Here is a 16,433-nt window from a genome sequence, read left to right on the forward strand (position 1 = left end):
TTTAGTATCTTTCAGTTAGAGAGTTCTATACATTTTTATTCATTTTTTTGGTAGATGAAAGCAACTTTTACTTTTTAGCCTTATTCAGTTCCTTCATAATATCTGTTGAAATCTTTAACCATTCATCTGTTTGTAGTCGATTTGTTTGAATTGTAATTTTCAAACGGGACCCATCCATTCCAAGGCCAACTATTCTTCCATGTTGGTTGCAAATAGCAAAGACCTTTGTGCCATCTATTTCTTTCGTTCCTTCTTCTGACATAAAAATGGATATTTCCGTTTTAGATTGCTTAATGAGTTCCAGCTTCGCTTGACGGGCGTACACTTTCATTTCAGCTACTGTAAATAAATAACCGACTTGTTCCGGATAGTCGCCAAAACGATCGATCATCTCTTCTTGCAATTCTTCCATTTCTTCAAAAGAGTCAATATTTCTAAAACGTTTGTACATTTCTATTTTTTGATAACCATCGTTAATGTAAGAGTCCGGAATATAAGCATCCAGCTCAAGCTCTACTTCAAACGAAGGTACGTTCTGCTGATCAATCATTCCTTTTCGTTCATCAATAGCATCCTTAAGCATTTGAGAATACAAATCAAATCCAACAGAATCGATAAACCCATGCTGCTGGGCACCTAGTAAATTACCAGCGCCCCTAATAGATAAATCGCGCATCGCAATTTTAAAGCCTGACCCTAATTCCGTAAATTCTTTAATAGCTTGCAATCTTTTTTCGGCTACTTCCGTTAAAACTTTATTACGTCTATACGTAAAATACGCATACGCAATACGGTTGGAGCGGCCAACCCGGCCTCTTAATTGATAGAGCTGGGAAAGTCCCATTCGATCAGCGTCATGTACGATCAATGTATTTACATTTGGGATATCCACACCCGTTTCAATAATCGTCGTCGTAACAAGGACATCAAATTCCCCGTCAAGAAAACTGAGAATGACAGATTCAAGTTCCGTTTCAGTCATTTGCCCATGCGCATATGCCACCCGTGCATCTGGAACAAGCATGGAAATTTCCTCTGTTTTTCTTTCAATATCTTCAACACGGTTATATAAGAAATAAACTTGACCACCCCTCGCCAACTCTCGCTCAATTGACTCTTTGACAAGCGCACCGTTATATTCCATCACATACGTCTGCACTGGGAATCGATTTTCTGGGGGTGTTTCAATAACAGATAAATCTCGTACACCTAACATTGACATGTGAAGCGTCCTAGGGATAGGAGTCGCAGTCAATGTCAACACATCAATATTTGATTTTAACTGCTTGATTTTTTCTTTATGTGTCACTCCAAAACGCTGCTCTTCATCCACGATTAAAAGTCCGAGATCAGCATAATGAATATCTTTTGATAAAAGACGATGGGTGCCGACGACGATATCAACTGTACCATTTTTTAATCCTTTTGCCGTTTCAGTTTGCTGTTTTTTAGAACGGAATCTGCTTAGCAAGCCAATATTAATTGGGTATTCTTGAAATCTCTCCTTAATAGTTTCAAAATGCTGCTGGGCAAGGATCGTAGTCGGCACTAAAATAGCGACCTGCTTCCCATCCATAATTGCTTTAAACGCAGCGCGGATAGCCACTTCTGTTTTCCCGTAACCAACATCACCACATAATAGGCGATCCATCGGTCTTTCTTTTTCCATATCTCGTTTAATTTCTATGATTGAACGCAGTTGGTCTTCTGTTTCTTGATATGGGAAAGAAGCTTCAAGCTCCCGTTGTAAATCGCTATCTGGAGAAAATGCATATCCTTTGGCGGCTTCCCTCTCAGCGTATAATTTGATTAAGTCATCCGCAATGTCTTTGACTGAAGACTCTACTTTTTTCTTTACACGCTTCCAGTCGCTGCCACCTAATTTATATACTTTTGGCTCCTTTCCTTCAGAGCCTACATATTTTTGAACGAGATCAATTTGTTCAACTGGTACATAGAGCTTATCACTAGCTTGATATTTAAGATGCAAATAATCCTTATGAACTCCGTTGATTAGAAGGGTTTCAATCCCTAAGTATCTTCCTATCCCATGATTGACATGGACAACATAATCTCCAACTTTCAATTCTGAATAACTTTTTATACGTTCAGCATTTGAAAGCTTTTGTCTTCGTTTTGATTTGCGAGTTTTTTTATTAAAGATTTCTTCTTCTGTAATCACAGCTATTTTGGCTGCTGGCAGCTCAAAGCCTGTATTCAAAGCACCTTCAATAATTTGAATTCCAGATACTGCATGATCTGGACTTTTTACGATAGATGCCTCAATTTCATAGTCATATAAAACAGATTGTATTTTCTTTGCCCTTTCAGCATTTGGAGCAAGAAAAATAACGGAATAACGATTTTTTTGCCAGCGATCTACTTCACCTTTCAGAACATGCATCTGACCATGGAAGTTTTGCATGAGTTTACAAGGGATATTAGATATGTTTTGTGGGCTCGTGTTAGGAACATGCCTCATAAATAAAGACAAATAGACTTTAGGTAGTGGATGTTTAGATATTAATTGAGAAAACTGATTTGACACGGCGAGATCATGAATGATTTCACCTTGTTCCAGTAGGGATGTATGCCACTCTGCTTCTTCCTTTTCGAGTCTTTCATTCATTTCCTGAATACGGCTTAATTCATCAAAGATTAATAACCCGTTCGTAGATAGGTAATCTAGCAAACTTGCAGCAGGCTCATAGGCGTATGATATATATTTATAAAATTGCTCTGGTTTTTGACCGTTTCGGAGCTGCTCTAAATCATATCCAATGTTTTCTGATAAAAGTTCTTTCGCTTTTTCATTTCTGAATTTCTTCAAAGAACGCGAAAGGCCCGCTTCAAGTTGATCTACAGTTATTGCCAATTGATCATGGTTCACTGGCGTTTCCGAAGCAGGACCAATTAATACGCTTTCCCTTTTTTCTTTAGACCGTTGATCATCAAGAGAAAAAGATCGAATCGAATCCACTTCTGTATCAAACAGCTCTATTCGTATCGGATCTGTTTCTGTCAAAGGATATATATCTAATATTCCTCCACGTACACTAAATTCACCCGGTGCACTAACCATGTCCGTGCGGCTGTATCCCATTTGAACAAACTTCAACAAATCATTCTCAAGGTCTAAATCTTGTCCCACTTCAATTACGAGTTGATATTTTTGCCAAACAGAAGGGGGCGGCAATATTTTTCGTATACTAGCAATTGGAACGACAAATACACCGCGACGGCCCGATGCCATATAATTTAGCGTTTCAATTCGCTGGGCGCGCAGTTCTGGGCTTGCAACACTAAGTTCGGCTGCTATTAATTCATTGGCAGGATAAAGAAAAAGCTCATCTTCGTCCATAAATTGAGCGAGATCCTCATAAATCTTTTGCGCTTGCAAAAGGTTATGGGTGATGACCATAACTGATTTTCCAGATTTCTCAGCCGCCGACGCAATGAATGCTGACCTCGCCGATCCCGAAAGTCCGGCTATTAATTGCTCACGCAGATTTCCCTCAATTCCAGAAAGAATCGTTTGTATTTCATTTTGCTGAATAATTAAGTTTTTAATGCCTTGCATGTTTATCTCCTCTTCATAGAAAGATGGCAGGAATTTAAGAGGCTAGCTTGAATCTATTTATTTTCTTATTTTCCAAATTTAAAAACGTTATGAATATACGCAACGGAAAAATGCTTTGGATTTCCCTCCAAAGCTTTTAATGAATAAGATAATCATACTGATGCAAATCGGGATTTTTTTTGAATGCTTCATGGCAATCATCGCATATTGCTTGAATATGAATATCTCCATTCGATCCGTACGTAACCATTTCCTGTCTTTCGCTATCGGTTAATGTATGAATGCCAAGTTGTTCTTCTTGAAAAGCTGCATCTTCAATGGTGGCCATTTTTGAAGAACAATGCCGGCAATAATAATGAATTGGTATTGTAATCCCTCCTCACAAAAAACAATCCGTTCACATAGTATGAACATTTTTGCGGGGAGTTATTCGCATTTAACCATTATATTGGTTCATGACTTCAAGAAAAGGCTTATTCAACCACTCTTCGCATGCATCTACACATCTTTCAACGACAGATTGTATTTCGTCTTTTTCGTCTTTGCGAAACTTACTTAATACATAATCCGGTACAGTCATTCCAACTGGAGGACGATCAATGCCTACTCGTATCCTTTTGAATTCTTGTGTACCAAGACTTGCTATCGTAGACTTTATGCCATTATGCCCACCAGCGCTTCCCTTTTGTCTAAGCCGGATTTTTCCAACTGGCAAATCTAGATCATCATAAACCACGAGTAAATCTTCCACCTGTATATCATAGTAATCCATTAACGGCCGGATACTTTCACCCGATAAATTCATATATGTTAACGGTTTAAGTAAAATAATCTTTTCTCCATTTTTATGAATAACAGAATAGATTCCGTTGAATTTTTTCTCGGACAAAGTTGTTCCGAATCTTTTTGCTAATTCGTCCACAATGACAAATCCAATATTATGTCTTGTTTTTTTATAGGAAAGACCCGGGTTCCCTAACCCAACAATTAACTTCATCCTAAACACCCCAACTTACACCTATTTCATTTATTATACGCTATAAAGTACATAAACGGAAACAAAAGCGCAACCTTTGCTGGCTGCGCTTCACTTTAAAGATTATACATCTTCGCCTTCTGCTTTATCGTCGTTGCTATTTTCAGGTGGATCTTCTTCTCGAACTCCTCCATCTGGATCTTCTTCCTCTGTACGTGGAGGCTGGATATTCGCGATTGGATCATCATCTTCATGATTGATGGTACATGCGAAATTACCTCGGATATCTCCAACTGTTACAGACTCTCCAATGTTTAAGTTTGAAATATCAATTTGGAGTACTTCTGGAATTTTATCCGGAACGGCCGTGACGGAAAGCTCATGCAGCAAAATCTGAAGAACTCCTCCACTTTTGACCCCTTCCGCGTCTTCCGATACTTCAACCCTAACATTCGCTTCAATTTCTTGAGTTAGGTCAACAGCTAAGAAATCGGCATGAACAATGTCTTTCTTCAATGGATCTTCTTGATATTCGTGAAGGATTACACTTACTTTTTTCCCTTCCAAATCTAAAGAAATTACACCATTTCGTCCAACTTCTCGCATTGTTTTTAAAAAATCTGCACTATTAACGGAAATTGGCGTATTTTCTACCCGGTACCCGTAAACTACTGCCGGAAAATTACCTTGCGTACGAATATCCGTTAATTGTGAACGTTTCCCATTCGTACGACTTTTTGCCACTAGTACTGTACTCATAAGTATGACACTCCCTCTCCCTATTATGTAATGCATCTCTATTAATACCCTAACATAAACAAAAATAAACTTCTAATTATATGAAAAAACAAAGATAAGGACTCAATTTTAAACGTGGCAGTTGATTTGCGCTCCAGGCACTCGCTTTCCGCGGGCGGTACGGGGCAGCCCTCCTCGGCTCTTTGCGCCCGTGGGTCTCCCCCTGTTCTGTACTCCCGCAAGAGTCTCGCACCCTCCCGCTCCAATCAACAGTAAAAAAATCAGCAACGACTTTTAACACATTAAAAACATTGGAATATAGTTTTACATCTCTTAGCGAAGAAGGGATATATGTTTATAACATCTTTCAAAAATGGAATTTAAGAACAACATCAAATGTTGTCATAGTCTTAAATGGTAAGAAATGATACAAAGGAATAAAGTTTTAGAAAGTCTTTGATTAAAATCATTCTTGATTTTCCACAAAGTTGATTGGAGCGGACGGCGGCGACTCCTAGTCGGCTAAATACATACACGCCCTATGGCCAACGCCGACACTAGGACGTCCTGTCCGTCGGGGGATTAGCTCACCTCACGCCCCCCGAAAAGCGTCCGCCTGAAGCGGAAATCAACGAACGTTTGTAGAAATAGATTTTCAATAAAAATTGCCGAGAAAATACCCTTTTCTCGGCAATTTGAGAAGCGAATGATCGCTCTTTTTTAGTGTTTAATTTCTATTATTTCAATCAAACAATGTACTTACGGATTGGTTCTCATGTACGCGAATGATCGCTTCTCCCAGCAATGGTGCTACGGATAGTTCCTTAATTTTAGGAATTTTCTTTTCTTCTGGCAGTACAATTGAATTTGTTACAACTAACTCTTTTATATTGGAATTGTGGATCCTTTCAATAGCAGGCCCAGATAAAACTGGATGTGTACAACATGCATACACTTCCTTCGCACCACTTTCAGTAATGGCATTAGCTGCGAGTGTAATCGTTCCAGCTGTATCGATAATATCATCAATCAGGATCGCAATTTTTCCTTCAACATTACCTACGATATTCATTACTTCTGCTACGTTCGGACGAGGACGGCGTTTATCAATAATTGCAATTGGTGCTTTTAAACGATCCGCCAGCCTTCTAGCACGTGTAACACCACCGTGATCAGGAGAAACAATGACGATATCGTCTTTATATAAATTTTTTGATTTAAAATATTCACCTAAAATAGGAACACCCATTAAATGGTCGTTAGGGATATCAAAAAAACCTTGGATCTGTGGTGCGTGGAGGTCAAGATTGATCATCCGTGTAGCCCCAGCTGTTTCAATAAGATTGGCAACGAGTTTCGCAGTGATTGGCTCACGCGCTCTCGCTTTGCGATCTTGACGAGCGTATCCATAATAAGGCACAACTAAATTAATCGTTTTTGCTGAAGCACGCTTTAACGCATCAATCATGATGAGAAGTTCCATCAAATGATCATTGACAGGATCGCTTGTTGACTGAACTACATATACATCGCAGCCACGGATACTTTCCTCAATATTAATTTGAATTTCTCCATCGCTAAATCGATTGACTGAACATTTACCAAGTTCAAGACCGATAAATTTAGCAATTTCTTGCGCCAAAGCACGATTAGAACTTAATGAGAATATTTTCAAGCTAGGGTCAAGATATTGATTTGACATGCTGAACCTCCGTTTTAGTTTTTCAAATTTAGTTTCTTGACGTAATTTTCTTTATTAACCTGCCTGGCGCGCGCGATGGACAGAGCTTCCTCCGGCACATCTTTAGTAATGGTGGAACCCGCAGCGATATATGCACCTTCCTTAATCGTTACAGGCGCAACAAGGTTAGAGTTACAGCCAACAAACACATTATCTTCTATTTTCGTTAAAAATTTGCTCTTGCCATTATAATTAACCGTGATAGAACCACAGCCGAGATTCACATTCGAACCAACTTCAGCATCACCAATATAGCTTAAATGGGAAGCTTTACTTCCTTTTCCGATTTCAGCTTTTTTTATCTCAACGAAGTTTCCAACTTTAACCTCATCATGAATGGTTGATTCTGGACGAATATGTGCAAATGGACCAATTTGAACATTTGATCCAACCGAGCTATCGTGTATGACAGATTGTCTAATCACTGTATCAGATCCTATTTGAGCATTTACCAATTCGCTGTTTGGACCAATTTGACAATCTTCCCCAATCACTGTTTGTCCTTTAAGGATTGTCCCAGGATAAATGATCGTGTCCATGCCGATATTTACATCCGCATCAATATACGTATTTTCAGGATCAATAATCGTAACACCACTCTGCATATGGGTGATATTAATTCTTTTTCTCATAAGTCTTTCTGCTTCGGCTAAGGCAACTCGATCGTTAATACCCATTGTTTCATCAAAGTCAGCCGTTTGAAAAGCAGATACGTTCATGTTTTTGGCCTTTAATATTTCAATTACATCTGGAAGGTAGTACTCACCTTGGGCATTATCATTTGAAACCTCTTCTAGGGCTTCAAACAAAGCCTGATTGTTAAAGCAATACGTTCCTGTATTAATTTCGTTCACTTTACGTTCTTGTTCATTTGCATCTTTATGTTCAACTATTCTTTCTACAGTTCCATTAGCATTGCGAATGACCCTGCCATAGCCGTCTGGTCTTTCTGTTAAAGCTGTTAAAATCGTTGCTTTCGCTTTCTGCATTTCGTGTTGCTTAATCAATGCTTCCATCGTTTCAGCTTTAATAAGAGGTGTATCACCGCATATGACGAGAGTTGTACCATCCTTATTACTCAGCACTTCTTTTGCCTGCATGACCGCATGGGCAGTTCCAAGCTGTTCCTCCTGAAGAACAAAATCACTTTTCCCTTCCAATTTAGTCTGCACAAGCTCCGCTCCATGTCCAACAACAGTAACGATTTTATCAACGTTTACCTTAGAAATATTGTCGACAACATACTCTACCATTGGCTTCCCACAGATAGGATGAAGTACTTTATAAAGTTTTGACTTCATTCGTGTTCCTTGGCCAGCAGCCAATATTACAGCGAATCGGTTTGTCATAAACGGGCCCCCAATAACCTTTTTTTCCATAATGAATATATCTTAATTACTGTTTTTTTTCAAGAAAACGATAGGAATGTATAAAAAGTGTTCATAAAATAGAAAAGCGCAAGCGCCTGTTTATCGACGTACGAACTACAATAACTTCGAACAAGATAAAGGAAACACGATAAGCCGATAGGCGAATCGATGTTGACTTATCGTAAGGAGAAATTATGTAGTTCGCTAGTCGATAGGCGCTGCAGCTAGACATTAGAAAAGCGGAAGCGTCTGTTTATCGACGTACGAACTACAATAACTTCGAACAAGATAAAAGAAACACGATAAGCCGATAGGCGAATCGATGTTGACTTATCGTAAGGAGAAATTATGTAGTTCGCTAGTCGATAGGCGCTGCAGCTAGACATTAGAAAAGCGCAAGCGCCTGTTTATCGACGTACGAACTACAATAACTTCGAACAAGATAAAGGAAACACGATAAGCCGATAGGCGAATCGATGTTGACTTATCGTAAGGAGAAATTATGTAGTTCGCTAGGCGATAGGCGCTGGAGCTAGACATTAGAAAAGCGCAAGCGCCTGTTTATCGACGTACGAACTACAATAACTTCGAACAAGATAAAGGAAACACGATGAGCCGATAGGCGAATCGATGTTGACTTATCGTAGGGAGAAATTATGTAGTTCGCTAGGCGATAGGCGCTGCAGCTAGACATTAGAAAAGCGCAAGCGCCTGTTTATTAAATTAAAAAGTCCAAGACCCGAATTTCTATATAAAGAACACTGTGAATTGGATAGGACTAATAGATCTAGACTAAGAATAAGAAACTTGCTAGGGAAAGTGATTTTTTCCAAAAGTGGAAATAATATTTGAGGAAAAAGGCAAATAAAAAGAGCCTTACTTATGCAGCAGGCTCTCGTTGTATTTCTATTTCATGAAGCACCGGCTTCTTCTAATTCCGGTTCTTCGACTTCTCCCAAACGATGGTATTCTGCCAATACGACATCCTGGATTTTGCTCCTTGTGTTGGAGTTTATTGGATGAGCAATATCGCGAAATTCTCCGTCCGGAGTGCGTTTGCTTGGCATCGCCACGAATAGACCGTTGTTACCGTCTATAACACGAATATCGTGGACGACAAATTCATTATCTAGGGTAATTGAAGCAATCGCTCTCATTCTACCCTCTGTGTTGACGCGGCGTAGTCTCACATCTGTTACTTCCATTGTGCTCACCACCTTCTCCTGCTAGATAGAACCATAATTATGTATTCAACACAGATTGGAATTTTCCTTCTTTAATTGTAAAATTTTTTTAAATATTTATAATATGCAGTTTCAATATTCATAATATTTGTAAGCGTTTTAGTTTCTACGCGTTTTTGGCCATTATTGGCCAAAACTTAAATTAAGTTACTTTACAAGTGCAATGACTTCAATTTCAAGTAATACATCTTTTGGCAATCGTGCAACTTCCACGCATGAACGTGCAGGTTTGTGAACGGAAAAATATTCACCATACACTTCATTAATTGTGGCAAAGTCATCCATATTTTTTATAAAAACCGTTGCTTTTACAACAGTCTCAAAGGAAGCCTCTGCTTCTTCCAACACTGCTTGAAGGTTTTGAAAAACTTGATGAGTTTGTTCGACAACGCCTCCTGAAACAATGGTTCCTTCTGGCGTTAAAGGAATTTGTCCAGAACTATAAAACATATTGTTAACAATGATTCCTTGTGAGTATGGACCAATTGCAGCTGGTGCTTTGTCTGTCGATACATAATGCATATCAATCTCTCCTTTTTTCAATTTTGATTTCTTACAAAAAATCTGCCTGAACAGTAAAATAATTTCCGGGTGAAACGTTGATCTGTCTTTCTTTCACATTTACATCCGTCAGTTTAATAAGAGAAATATAGTCGTCCACTAATCGTTCTTCCTCAAACTCCGATTCCACTAATACCGCAGTCCCAGCAACAATCGCATTAAATTCTGCTAGAAGGTTTACCATTCCATTGATTGTGCCTCCTGCTTTCATAAAATCGTCCACAATCAACACTTTCGCTCCTTCTTTTAGACTTCGTTTAGAAAGAGACATCATTTGTAGGCGTTTGGATGAACCAGACACATAATTAATGCTTACCGTTGATCCTTCTGTTACGATACTATCACGCCTAACGACGATAAAAGGAACATTCAAATGATGGGCAACTGTTTGCGCAATGGGAATTCCTTTCGTTGCTACAGTCATAATCACATCAATATCCCGATCAGAAACGGCAGAAGCTAGATGCTTGCCTACTTCATTTAATATTTGCGAGTCTCCCAACAAATCCGTCATGAATAGGTAACCACCCGGAAGTAAACGATCTGGGTCTGCAATTAATTGGCATAAACGATTAATAAATTCTTCTGCATGATCTTTTTTTACCTTTGGAATATATTTTACTCCTCCGGCAGCCCCTGGAAGGGTTTGCAAAGTGCCAATCCCTTGACTTTCAAATGTATCTTTTATGATGACTAAATCCTCACTAATTGACGATTTGGCTGAATGATAGCATTGTGAAAAATAAGTCAACGAAACAAGCTCCCGCGGATGATTCATTAAATAATGAGTCATATCTACGAGACGCTCGCTACGGCGAAATTTCATCTTTTTACCTCCTAAATAACCTAAATGCGAATATTATTATTGTAAATATACATGATTGTACGTATATTAGCAAGGTTCAGGAGGATTTCCAGATGAAAAACCCCTTAATCGCCCAACATTCTTACAGCAAATACTTGATCGCAAAATCCTCGGAGCCCATTATAAATTCTTTGCAAACGAGAATCATGTTGGACGAGCCCAAATACTGTCGGCCCGCTGCCACTCATTAATACAGCATCTGCACCAAACTTCTCCATCTGTTCCTTAATATGAAGCACCTCAGGATACATCTGCAATGTAACGTCTTCTAGGGCATTTCCTAAATGGCGGCATACTTCTTCATATTGGCCGTTTTTTATAGCACTCACCATTGCTTCTGTATTTGGATGATCAATATTATCTAATTTAACATTTCGATATACATCTGCTGTCGAAACACCTATAGTTGGTTTTGCTAAAATGACCCAAGAATTCGGAGGTGCCGGCAGTTTCGTAATTTTTTCTCCTCTTCCACGAGCCAAAGCTGTCCCCCCATAGACACAAAAGGCAACATCAGAGCCAATTTCCGATCCAATTTCAGCCAATTCAGCCATAGATAAGTTTAGCTTCCACAAAATATTTAGTCCCCGTAAAGTGGCAGCTGCATCACTGCTTCCACCAGCAAGCCCTGCCGCAACTGGGATAATTTTATCGATAGAAATCGTAACCCCTTGGTGGATATTAAATTTTTCTTTCAAAAGCCTCGCCGCTTGAAAAGCGAGGTTTCGCTGATCATCGGGTACAAAACGGCTATGCGATATAATAACGATTTGACTATCATCCCTATTTTCAAGTTCGATTCTGTCAGCTAAATCGATAGTCGTCATGACCATTTCCACTTCATGATAGCCATCCGTTCTTTTGCCAAGTACATCCAGTGTTAAATTAATTTTGGCTGGGGCTTTCATTAACAGTCTCATGTCATCACCTGCTTGTCTCTCCGTTTTTTCACTTTTTTCATTTTAACATGAAATGGAATAAACACATAAGAAAAGCTGAAGTTTCCCAGTAGATAGGTGCTGAAGCCAGGGAAAGACATAGATGAAAAGGAAATTCGCAGATCGATGATTGAAGATACTTTCCCATATTGTGGCCTTCTTTATTTCAAATCTCTGGAACTACTCTCCCAAATTGATCACTTTAAATAAAACATAATAGACAAGACAGGGAAACACATCGCCATCAATACAATGACAGCACCTGCAAATTTATTATTCTCATCTTTCCATACTAATCGGGCATACTTAATCGTATGGAAAGATAAGTAAAGTGAAAATCCGATTAAAAGAAACCCCAACCCACTCACTCCTTCTTTGACTTAATAATGTCAGCAGGCTTTAATTGTTCACCGAAGCTCTCAATAATCACATCATAATTTACTTCTACATCGGCAGTTTGATACTTTTTTTCCCAATTGTAATTTTGATAATCCTTCATGGTCCAAAATGTTCGCCGCGCCTCCAGATACCATAAAAAAGGTTCACCTTTAAACTCACTTTGTGTTCTTTTAATAAAGTCCGTCGTTTCTTTTTCTAAACTTTCTTTTATTGATTTGTTAAGCTTCTCTTGATTTGTTAAGTTCGTTGCGTAATTTGTCAAACTAGGGTTTGAAAAAACTTGAAGTCTTATCGGGACGATCACTTTAACTTCCGCGGGCGATTTTTTTGTATTTATTTTCACTTTCGTATTCCTTGGTTTTGTCATACGCAATGTAATTCGATACTGATCATCTACAGGATCAGGAAAGGATTCAATAAATATATGACCCGAAGCTTTATTTCTAAGAAGCAAGGCGAGTCTTGTTTCCAAACCTGTTAAGGAACCAATCATTTTCCCGTTTTTAAAAACAGCAGATCCAATCATCTGAACGGGGTCTCCAGAGTTCTGGGGAACTTGTCCTGCCTCATAGTCTAATTCATTTTTTCTTATGACTTCGCTTTTTTCTGCGGTTGCGTAGATGGATAAAAAAAGTTCTCCTGACAAGCGTTGAAAATAACGATTTAAATTGGAATAAGGTGCAAAGCCGGTGTCCTGCCAACGCTGTTGCATAAATGCATAAAATTTATGTGGACGCGTCTCTAACTTTGGCTTATTAGAGTGGATAAATTCACTCGCCCTTTCTTTGCTAATGATTAAGTTTGTCTCTCTTCTTATTTCAGGGTCCACAATAGAAGAGGCGATAATATGATGAAATAGATTTGTCTTCGCTAACTCTTCACCGATGATAATAGTTCGTAAATGTCCAAAGTTTAGGTTCCTTGGAACAACACTGTTTGCCAGCTCTTTAGCTGATAAAATATCTGATGCCGTAAACGAAATAATGTCACTTGCAGGTTCGTTTGGGGTTGTGCTGTTTGTCGTTGTGCCAACCTCGGGATTGGCAATTTGAAAAGTGACTTCAACGAGATGATCATCGGCTTTATCCAGGCCAAGGACAACCACATAAGCCTGCTGTTCCAATTCAGCTTTCCCAAAACATCCGGAAAGAAATAAATATGGAATTAAGCATAATAACATAAGTTTGAAAGCCTTCATTTTTTCAGCCGCCCTCTGCACCAGTCTGCCATCCATAAACAGATGGGAAGTGAAATCAATAACCATGAACTGTAGACAATTAATATTTCTCTATACTTTGTAACGTGAAAAATATTATCCTCCTGCATACCTAGCAACAGAGCAAGTCCGGCAAAAGGTAATAAAAGCGGTTCAAATTTCTCCAATTGTAGGGCCCTAGAAAAAAAGTAGGCTGATATATATAACGAAAGAGCAAAGTGAATATTGGCAGAAATGACCCACATTCCTAAATATAATGCTTCAATATGCGTGATAATTTCTCCTATGGATGCCATTCGAGTCAATTGCTGATAAGGGTATGCGATATTGACGATTTCGGGATAATCAAACACCATGACATAAATAGCAAGGAATCCGGCGAGTGTTACACAGCAAGTCGCTAGACCTAAAAAAGAAGCTCGCCGAAATGATTCATAAGAGCGAACAAAAGGAAATAAAGCGGTTAATAGAATCATGTTTCCATAAATAGAACTTTGACTAATGCTTCCTTTGATCACTTCCTGAAAGCCTGACCCTGCTATCGGAAATATCCGAAGCCATTCCACTTCTTGCAAAACAGAGAGAATGAGAAAAATTAATATAATGTATATGGTAGGAACGATAAACCAAGCTGCCCTTCCTATTGCCTCCAATCCACGTTTGGCAATTAAATAACTGCTTATGACAAGCAAGAGGAACAAAAGTAGAAGAACAGGCGCCTTTGGATAAAACATTACGTTAACAATATCGATATAACTTCGGCTGTTAGTAGACGTGCCGCCAAACGCAATCAAAAACAAGAGAAAGCAGAAAAATCCTCCAATATACTTTCCAAATAACTGGGATAAAAGCTCTATTAATCCTTTTCCATGTTTTTTCATTAACCATAATAAGAGAGAAAAAGGGCCTGCGATTACAAAAAGGGAGAAAATTGGCATCATCCATGCGGCATTTCCCCCCGTATCGAAAAGAATACTCGGCGCGGTATCTGTCGCCTTGATTGCAATTGAGAAAACAACAATTGAAAAAAACTCTCTTGTGCCTACTTTTCCATCGGCCGCTTTCATCATGACTCAGCATTCCCCTCCGGTTTAGGTGCCCTTGCTCGGTCCTTCGGTGACATTGAATATGGACGCAGCCATTGTTTCCACACAGGCGGTCTTACAAGCATATCTTTTGATGATGGAAAATGCGGCGACAGCGGTGCAAAAAATGGAACTCCGAATGATTTAATTGAAACGAAATAAGCGATAAAAAACCCTAAAAAGATCGACATACCGAAAAATCCTAAAAAGTTCGCAGTTATTAATAAAACAAAGCGCAGTATCCTCACAGCAATGTTTAAGCTTACGTCCGGAATCGTAAAGGAGGCTAGTCCAGTCACTGCTACTACAATGACAAGAGATGGGCTGACAATATTTGCCTCAACCGCAGCTTGTCCAAGAATTAAAGCACCTACAATACCGATAGTAGGTCCAAGTGTATTGGGAACACGCACCCCGGCCTCGCGCAAAATTTCAAAAGTAATTTCCATAATCAAAATCTCCATCATGACTGGAAAAGGCATCTTTTCTCTTGTCGCTGCGATGGCAAGCATCAAATCCGTGGGCAGCATCTCGGCGTGAAAAGTAGTTATAGCAATATAAAAAGCGGGAGTAAACAAAGCAATTAATAACGAAATTAACCGAATAATTCGGATAAAGTTCCCATAGGGCATGCGTAAATATTGGTCTTCCACAGTATGAAACAATGACCAAAAAGTAACAGGCACAATTAGAACATCAGGAGAGTTCTCCATTACTAAAATGATGTGGCCCTCCATAAGAAATGATGCGGCCCTATCAGGCCGTTCTGTCGTCAGCGTAGATGGAAGAAGGGAGGACGGTCTTTCCTCTATATGCTGCTCAAGCCTGGAAAGTGTCAAAACGGTATCAACTTTGATCTCCTGGATCCTGCTTTTTACTTTCTCCACGGTCTCAGAGTCAGCCAGCTCTTGCAAATACATAACCGATACTTCTTGGCGAGCTCTTTCGCCAATTGAAACGGTCTCCGTCATTAATTTCGGATCTCTAATCAAGTTTCTGATGAGGGAACGGTTTGTCGCAGCCGATTCAATGAATGATAGCTTCGGTCCCTTTATAACAGTCTCAGCATTTGCCTCTGTAATAGACCGTTTTTCAAAGCCCGTGGTTTCAACTGATATGACTGCATCTAATCCTTCAATGAGAATCACCGTATTGCCGTCTACCAAGTCTTTTACAGCATCTTGTTTGAATTTAATTATTTTGGCACTTGTAATGGTTAAAATGCTTTTTAATATAACCGTGATGAATTCTGCCTCTTGTATAGGATCATCGGCTCTTTCCTCCAGCAACGGTTTTACAATATGTGTATCGATAAGATTTATATCCACCGTACCTTCAACAAAAAGAATCGTTGCATCCTTTTTGTAAAAAGGTAAGTGAAGATTCCGCAGCTTCAATGCATGATTGATAGGATAAGAAAACTCCATTTTTAACTTGTCTACGTTCATAAGCAAATCATTTGTGAAAAATTCCTTTTTATTTTGCTTATCCTGAATAGGACTTGTTGTTTTTTTGAAAAAAGCCATGATGACAACCTCCATCTACATCTATTGTCATTTTTTGCTTTAATACTAAATTCATACACTCTTTAATAAGAAATGGTGAGTTGAGAGCGCACAACATCCGTTATAACACATATAGTGGGTCTGTAAGGAGAATCTGGCTTTCTTAGGAGTAAGTTTTCGAGGCGATAGGTGGATAAAGCTGGACAGCTAAAATA

At 39.0% G+C, this 16,433-nt stretch carries 14 protein-coding genes; all 14 read right to left on the reverse strand.

What is annotated here, in order from left to right; all coding sequences use genetic code 11:
* Nucleotides 1-67: 67 nt before the first annotated feature.
* The 14 genes from mfd to KHA96_RS22680 all read right to left on the reverse strand — a co-directional run bounded on the left by mfd (nucleotide 68) and on the right by KHA96_RS22680 (nucleotide 16,239).
* Nucleotides 68-3,580 carry a transcription-repair coupling factor gene (gene mfd, locus KHA96_RS22615; RefSeq protein WP_213131606.1) on the reverse strand — a complete coding sequence of 1,171 codons (3,513 nt, stop codon included), beginning with the start codon at nucleotides 3,578-3,580 and terminating at the stop codon, nucleotides 68-70.
* Between the two features lie 136 nt (nucleotides 3,581-3,716).
* Complete coding sequence (gene fin / locus KHA96_RS22620) at nucleotides 3,717-3,953, reverse strand: anti-sigma-F factor Fin (protein WP_481748264.1); 237 nt, start codon at nucleotides 3,951-3,953, stop codon at nucleotides 3,717-3,719.
* A 63-nt stretch (nucleotides 3,954-4,016) separates the two neighbouring features.
* The gene (gene pth, locus KHA96_RS22625) at nucleotides 4,017-4,577 is read right to left on the reverse strand and encodes an aminoacyl-tRNA hydrolase (protein WP_213131607.1); all 561 of its coding nucleotides are present in this window, start codon (nucleotides 4,575-4,577) and stop codon (nucleotides 4,017-4,019) included.
* Nucleotides 4,578-4,679: 102 nt separating this feature from the next.
* Nucleotides 4,680-5,315, reverse strand: coding sequence for a 50S ribosomal protein L25/general stress protein Ctc (locus tag KHA96_RS22630; RefSeq protein WP_213131608.1), 636 nt, complete (start codon nucleotides 5,313-5,315; stop codon nucleotides 4,680-4,682).
* A gap of 721 nt (nucleotides 5,316-6,036) precedes the next feature.
* Nucleotides 6,037-6,996: a ribose-phosphate diphosphokinase gene (locus KHA96_RS22635; RefSeq protein ID WP_213131609.1), complete on the reverse strand. Its 960-nt coding sequence runs from the start codon at nucleotides 6,994-6,996 to the stop codon at nucleotides 6,037-6,039.
* Nucleotides 6,997-7,010: 14 nt separating this feature from the next.
* Complete coding sequence (gene glmU, locus KHA96_RS22640; protein ID WP_213131610.1) at nucleotides 7,011-8,384, reverse strand: bifunctional UDP-N-acetylglucosamine diphosphorylase/glucosamine-1-phosphate N-acetyltransferase GlmU; 1,374 nt, start codon at nucleotides 8,382-8,384, stop codon at nucleotides 7,011-7,013.
* A gap of 932 nt (nucleotides 8,385-9,316) precedes the next feature.
* On the reverse strand, nucleotides 9,317-9,610 hold the full coding sequence (gene spoVG, locus KHA96_RS22645; protein ID WP_213100123.1) for a septation regulator SpoVG: 294 nt from the start codon (nucleotides 9,608-9,610) through the stop codon (nucleotides 9,317-9,319).
* 186 nt (nucleotides 9,611-9,796) lie between these two features.
* Nucleotides 9,797-10,171, reverse strand: a complete 375-nt coding sequence (ridA, locus tag KHA96_RS22650) for a 2-iminobutanoate/2-iminopropanoate deaminase (protein WP_213131611.1) — start codon at nucleotides 10,169-10,171, stop codon at nucleotides 9,797-9,799.
* A 31-nt stretch (nucleotides 10,172-10,202) separates the two neighbouring features.
* Nucleotides 10,203-11,036, reverse strand: coding sequence for a pur operon repressor (gene purR, locus KHA96_RS22655; RefSeq protein ID WP_213131612.1), 834 nt, complete (start codon nucleotides 11,034-11,036; stop codon nucleotides 10,203-10,205).
* 104 nt (nucleotides 11,037-11,140) lie between these two features.
* Nucleotides 11,141-11,995, reverse strand: a complete 855-nt coding sequence (gene ispE / locus KHA96_RS22660) for a 4-(cytidine 5'-diphospho)-2-C-methyl-D-erythritol kinase (protein ID WP_213131613.1) — start codon at nucleotides 11,993-11,995, stop codon at nucleotides 11,141-11,143.
* 215 nt (nucleotides 11,996-12,210) lie between these two features.
* Nucleotides 12,211-12,372 carry a hypothetical protein gene (locus KHA96_RS22665; protein WP_213131614.1) on the reverse strand — a complete coding sequence of 54 codons (162 nt, stop codon included), beginning with the start codon at nucleotides 12,370-12,372 and terminating at the stop codon, nucleotides 12,211-12,213.
* A gap of 5 nt (nucleotides 12,373-12,377) precedes the next feature.
* Nucleotides 12,378-13,610 carry a Ger(x)C family spore germination protein gene (locus KHA96_RS22670; RefSeq protein WP_213131615.1) on the reverse strand — a complete coding sequence of 411 codons (1,233 nt, stop codon included), beginning with the start codon at nucleotides 13,608-13,610 and terminating at the stop codon, nucleotides 12,378-12,380.
* The gene (locus KHA96_RS22675) at nucleotides 13,607-14,698 is read right to left on the reverse strand and encodes a GerAB/ArcD/ProY family transporter (protein WP_213131616.1); all 1,092 of its coding nucleotides are present in this window, start codon (nucleotides 14,696-14,698) and stop codon (nucleotides 13,607-13,609) included. The genes KHA96_RS22670 and KHA96_RS22675 overlap by 4 nt, the downstream gene beginning before the upstream one ends.
* Complete coding sequence (locus tag KHA96_RS22680) at nucleotides 14,695-16,239, reverse strand: spore germination protein (protein WP_213131617.1); 1,545 nt, start codon at nucleotides 16,237-16,239, stop codon at nucleotides 14,695-14,697. The genes KHA96_RS22675 and KHA96_RS22680 overlap by 4 nt, the downstream gene beginning before the upstream one ends.
* Nucleotides 16,240-16,433: the final 194 nt, after the last annotated feature.

It is taken from the genome of Bacillus sp. FJAT-49711 (assembly GCF_018343715.1).
GTDB lineage: Bacteria > Bacillota > Bacilli > Bacillales > Bacillaceae_C > Lederbergia.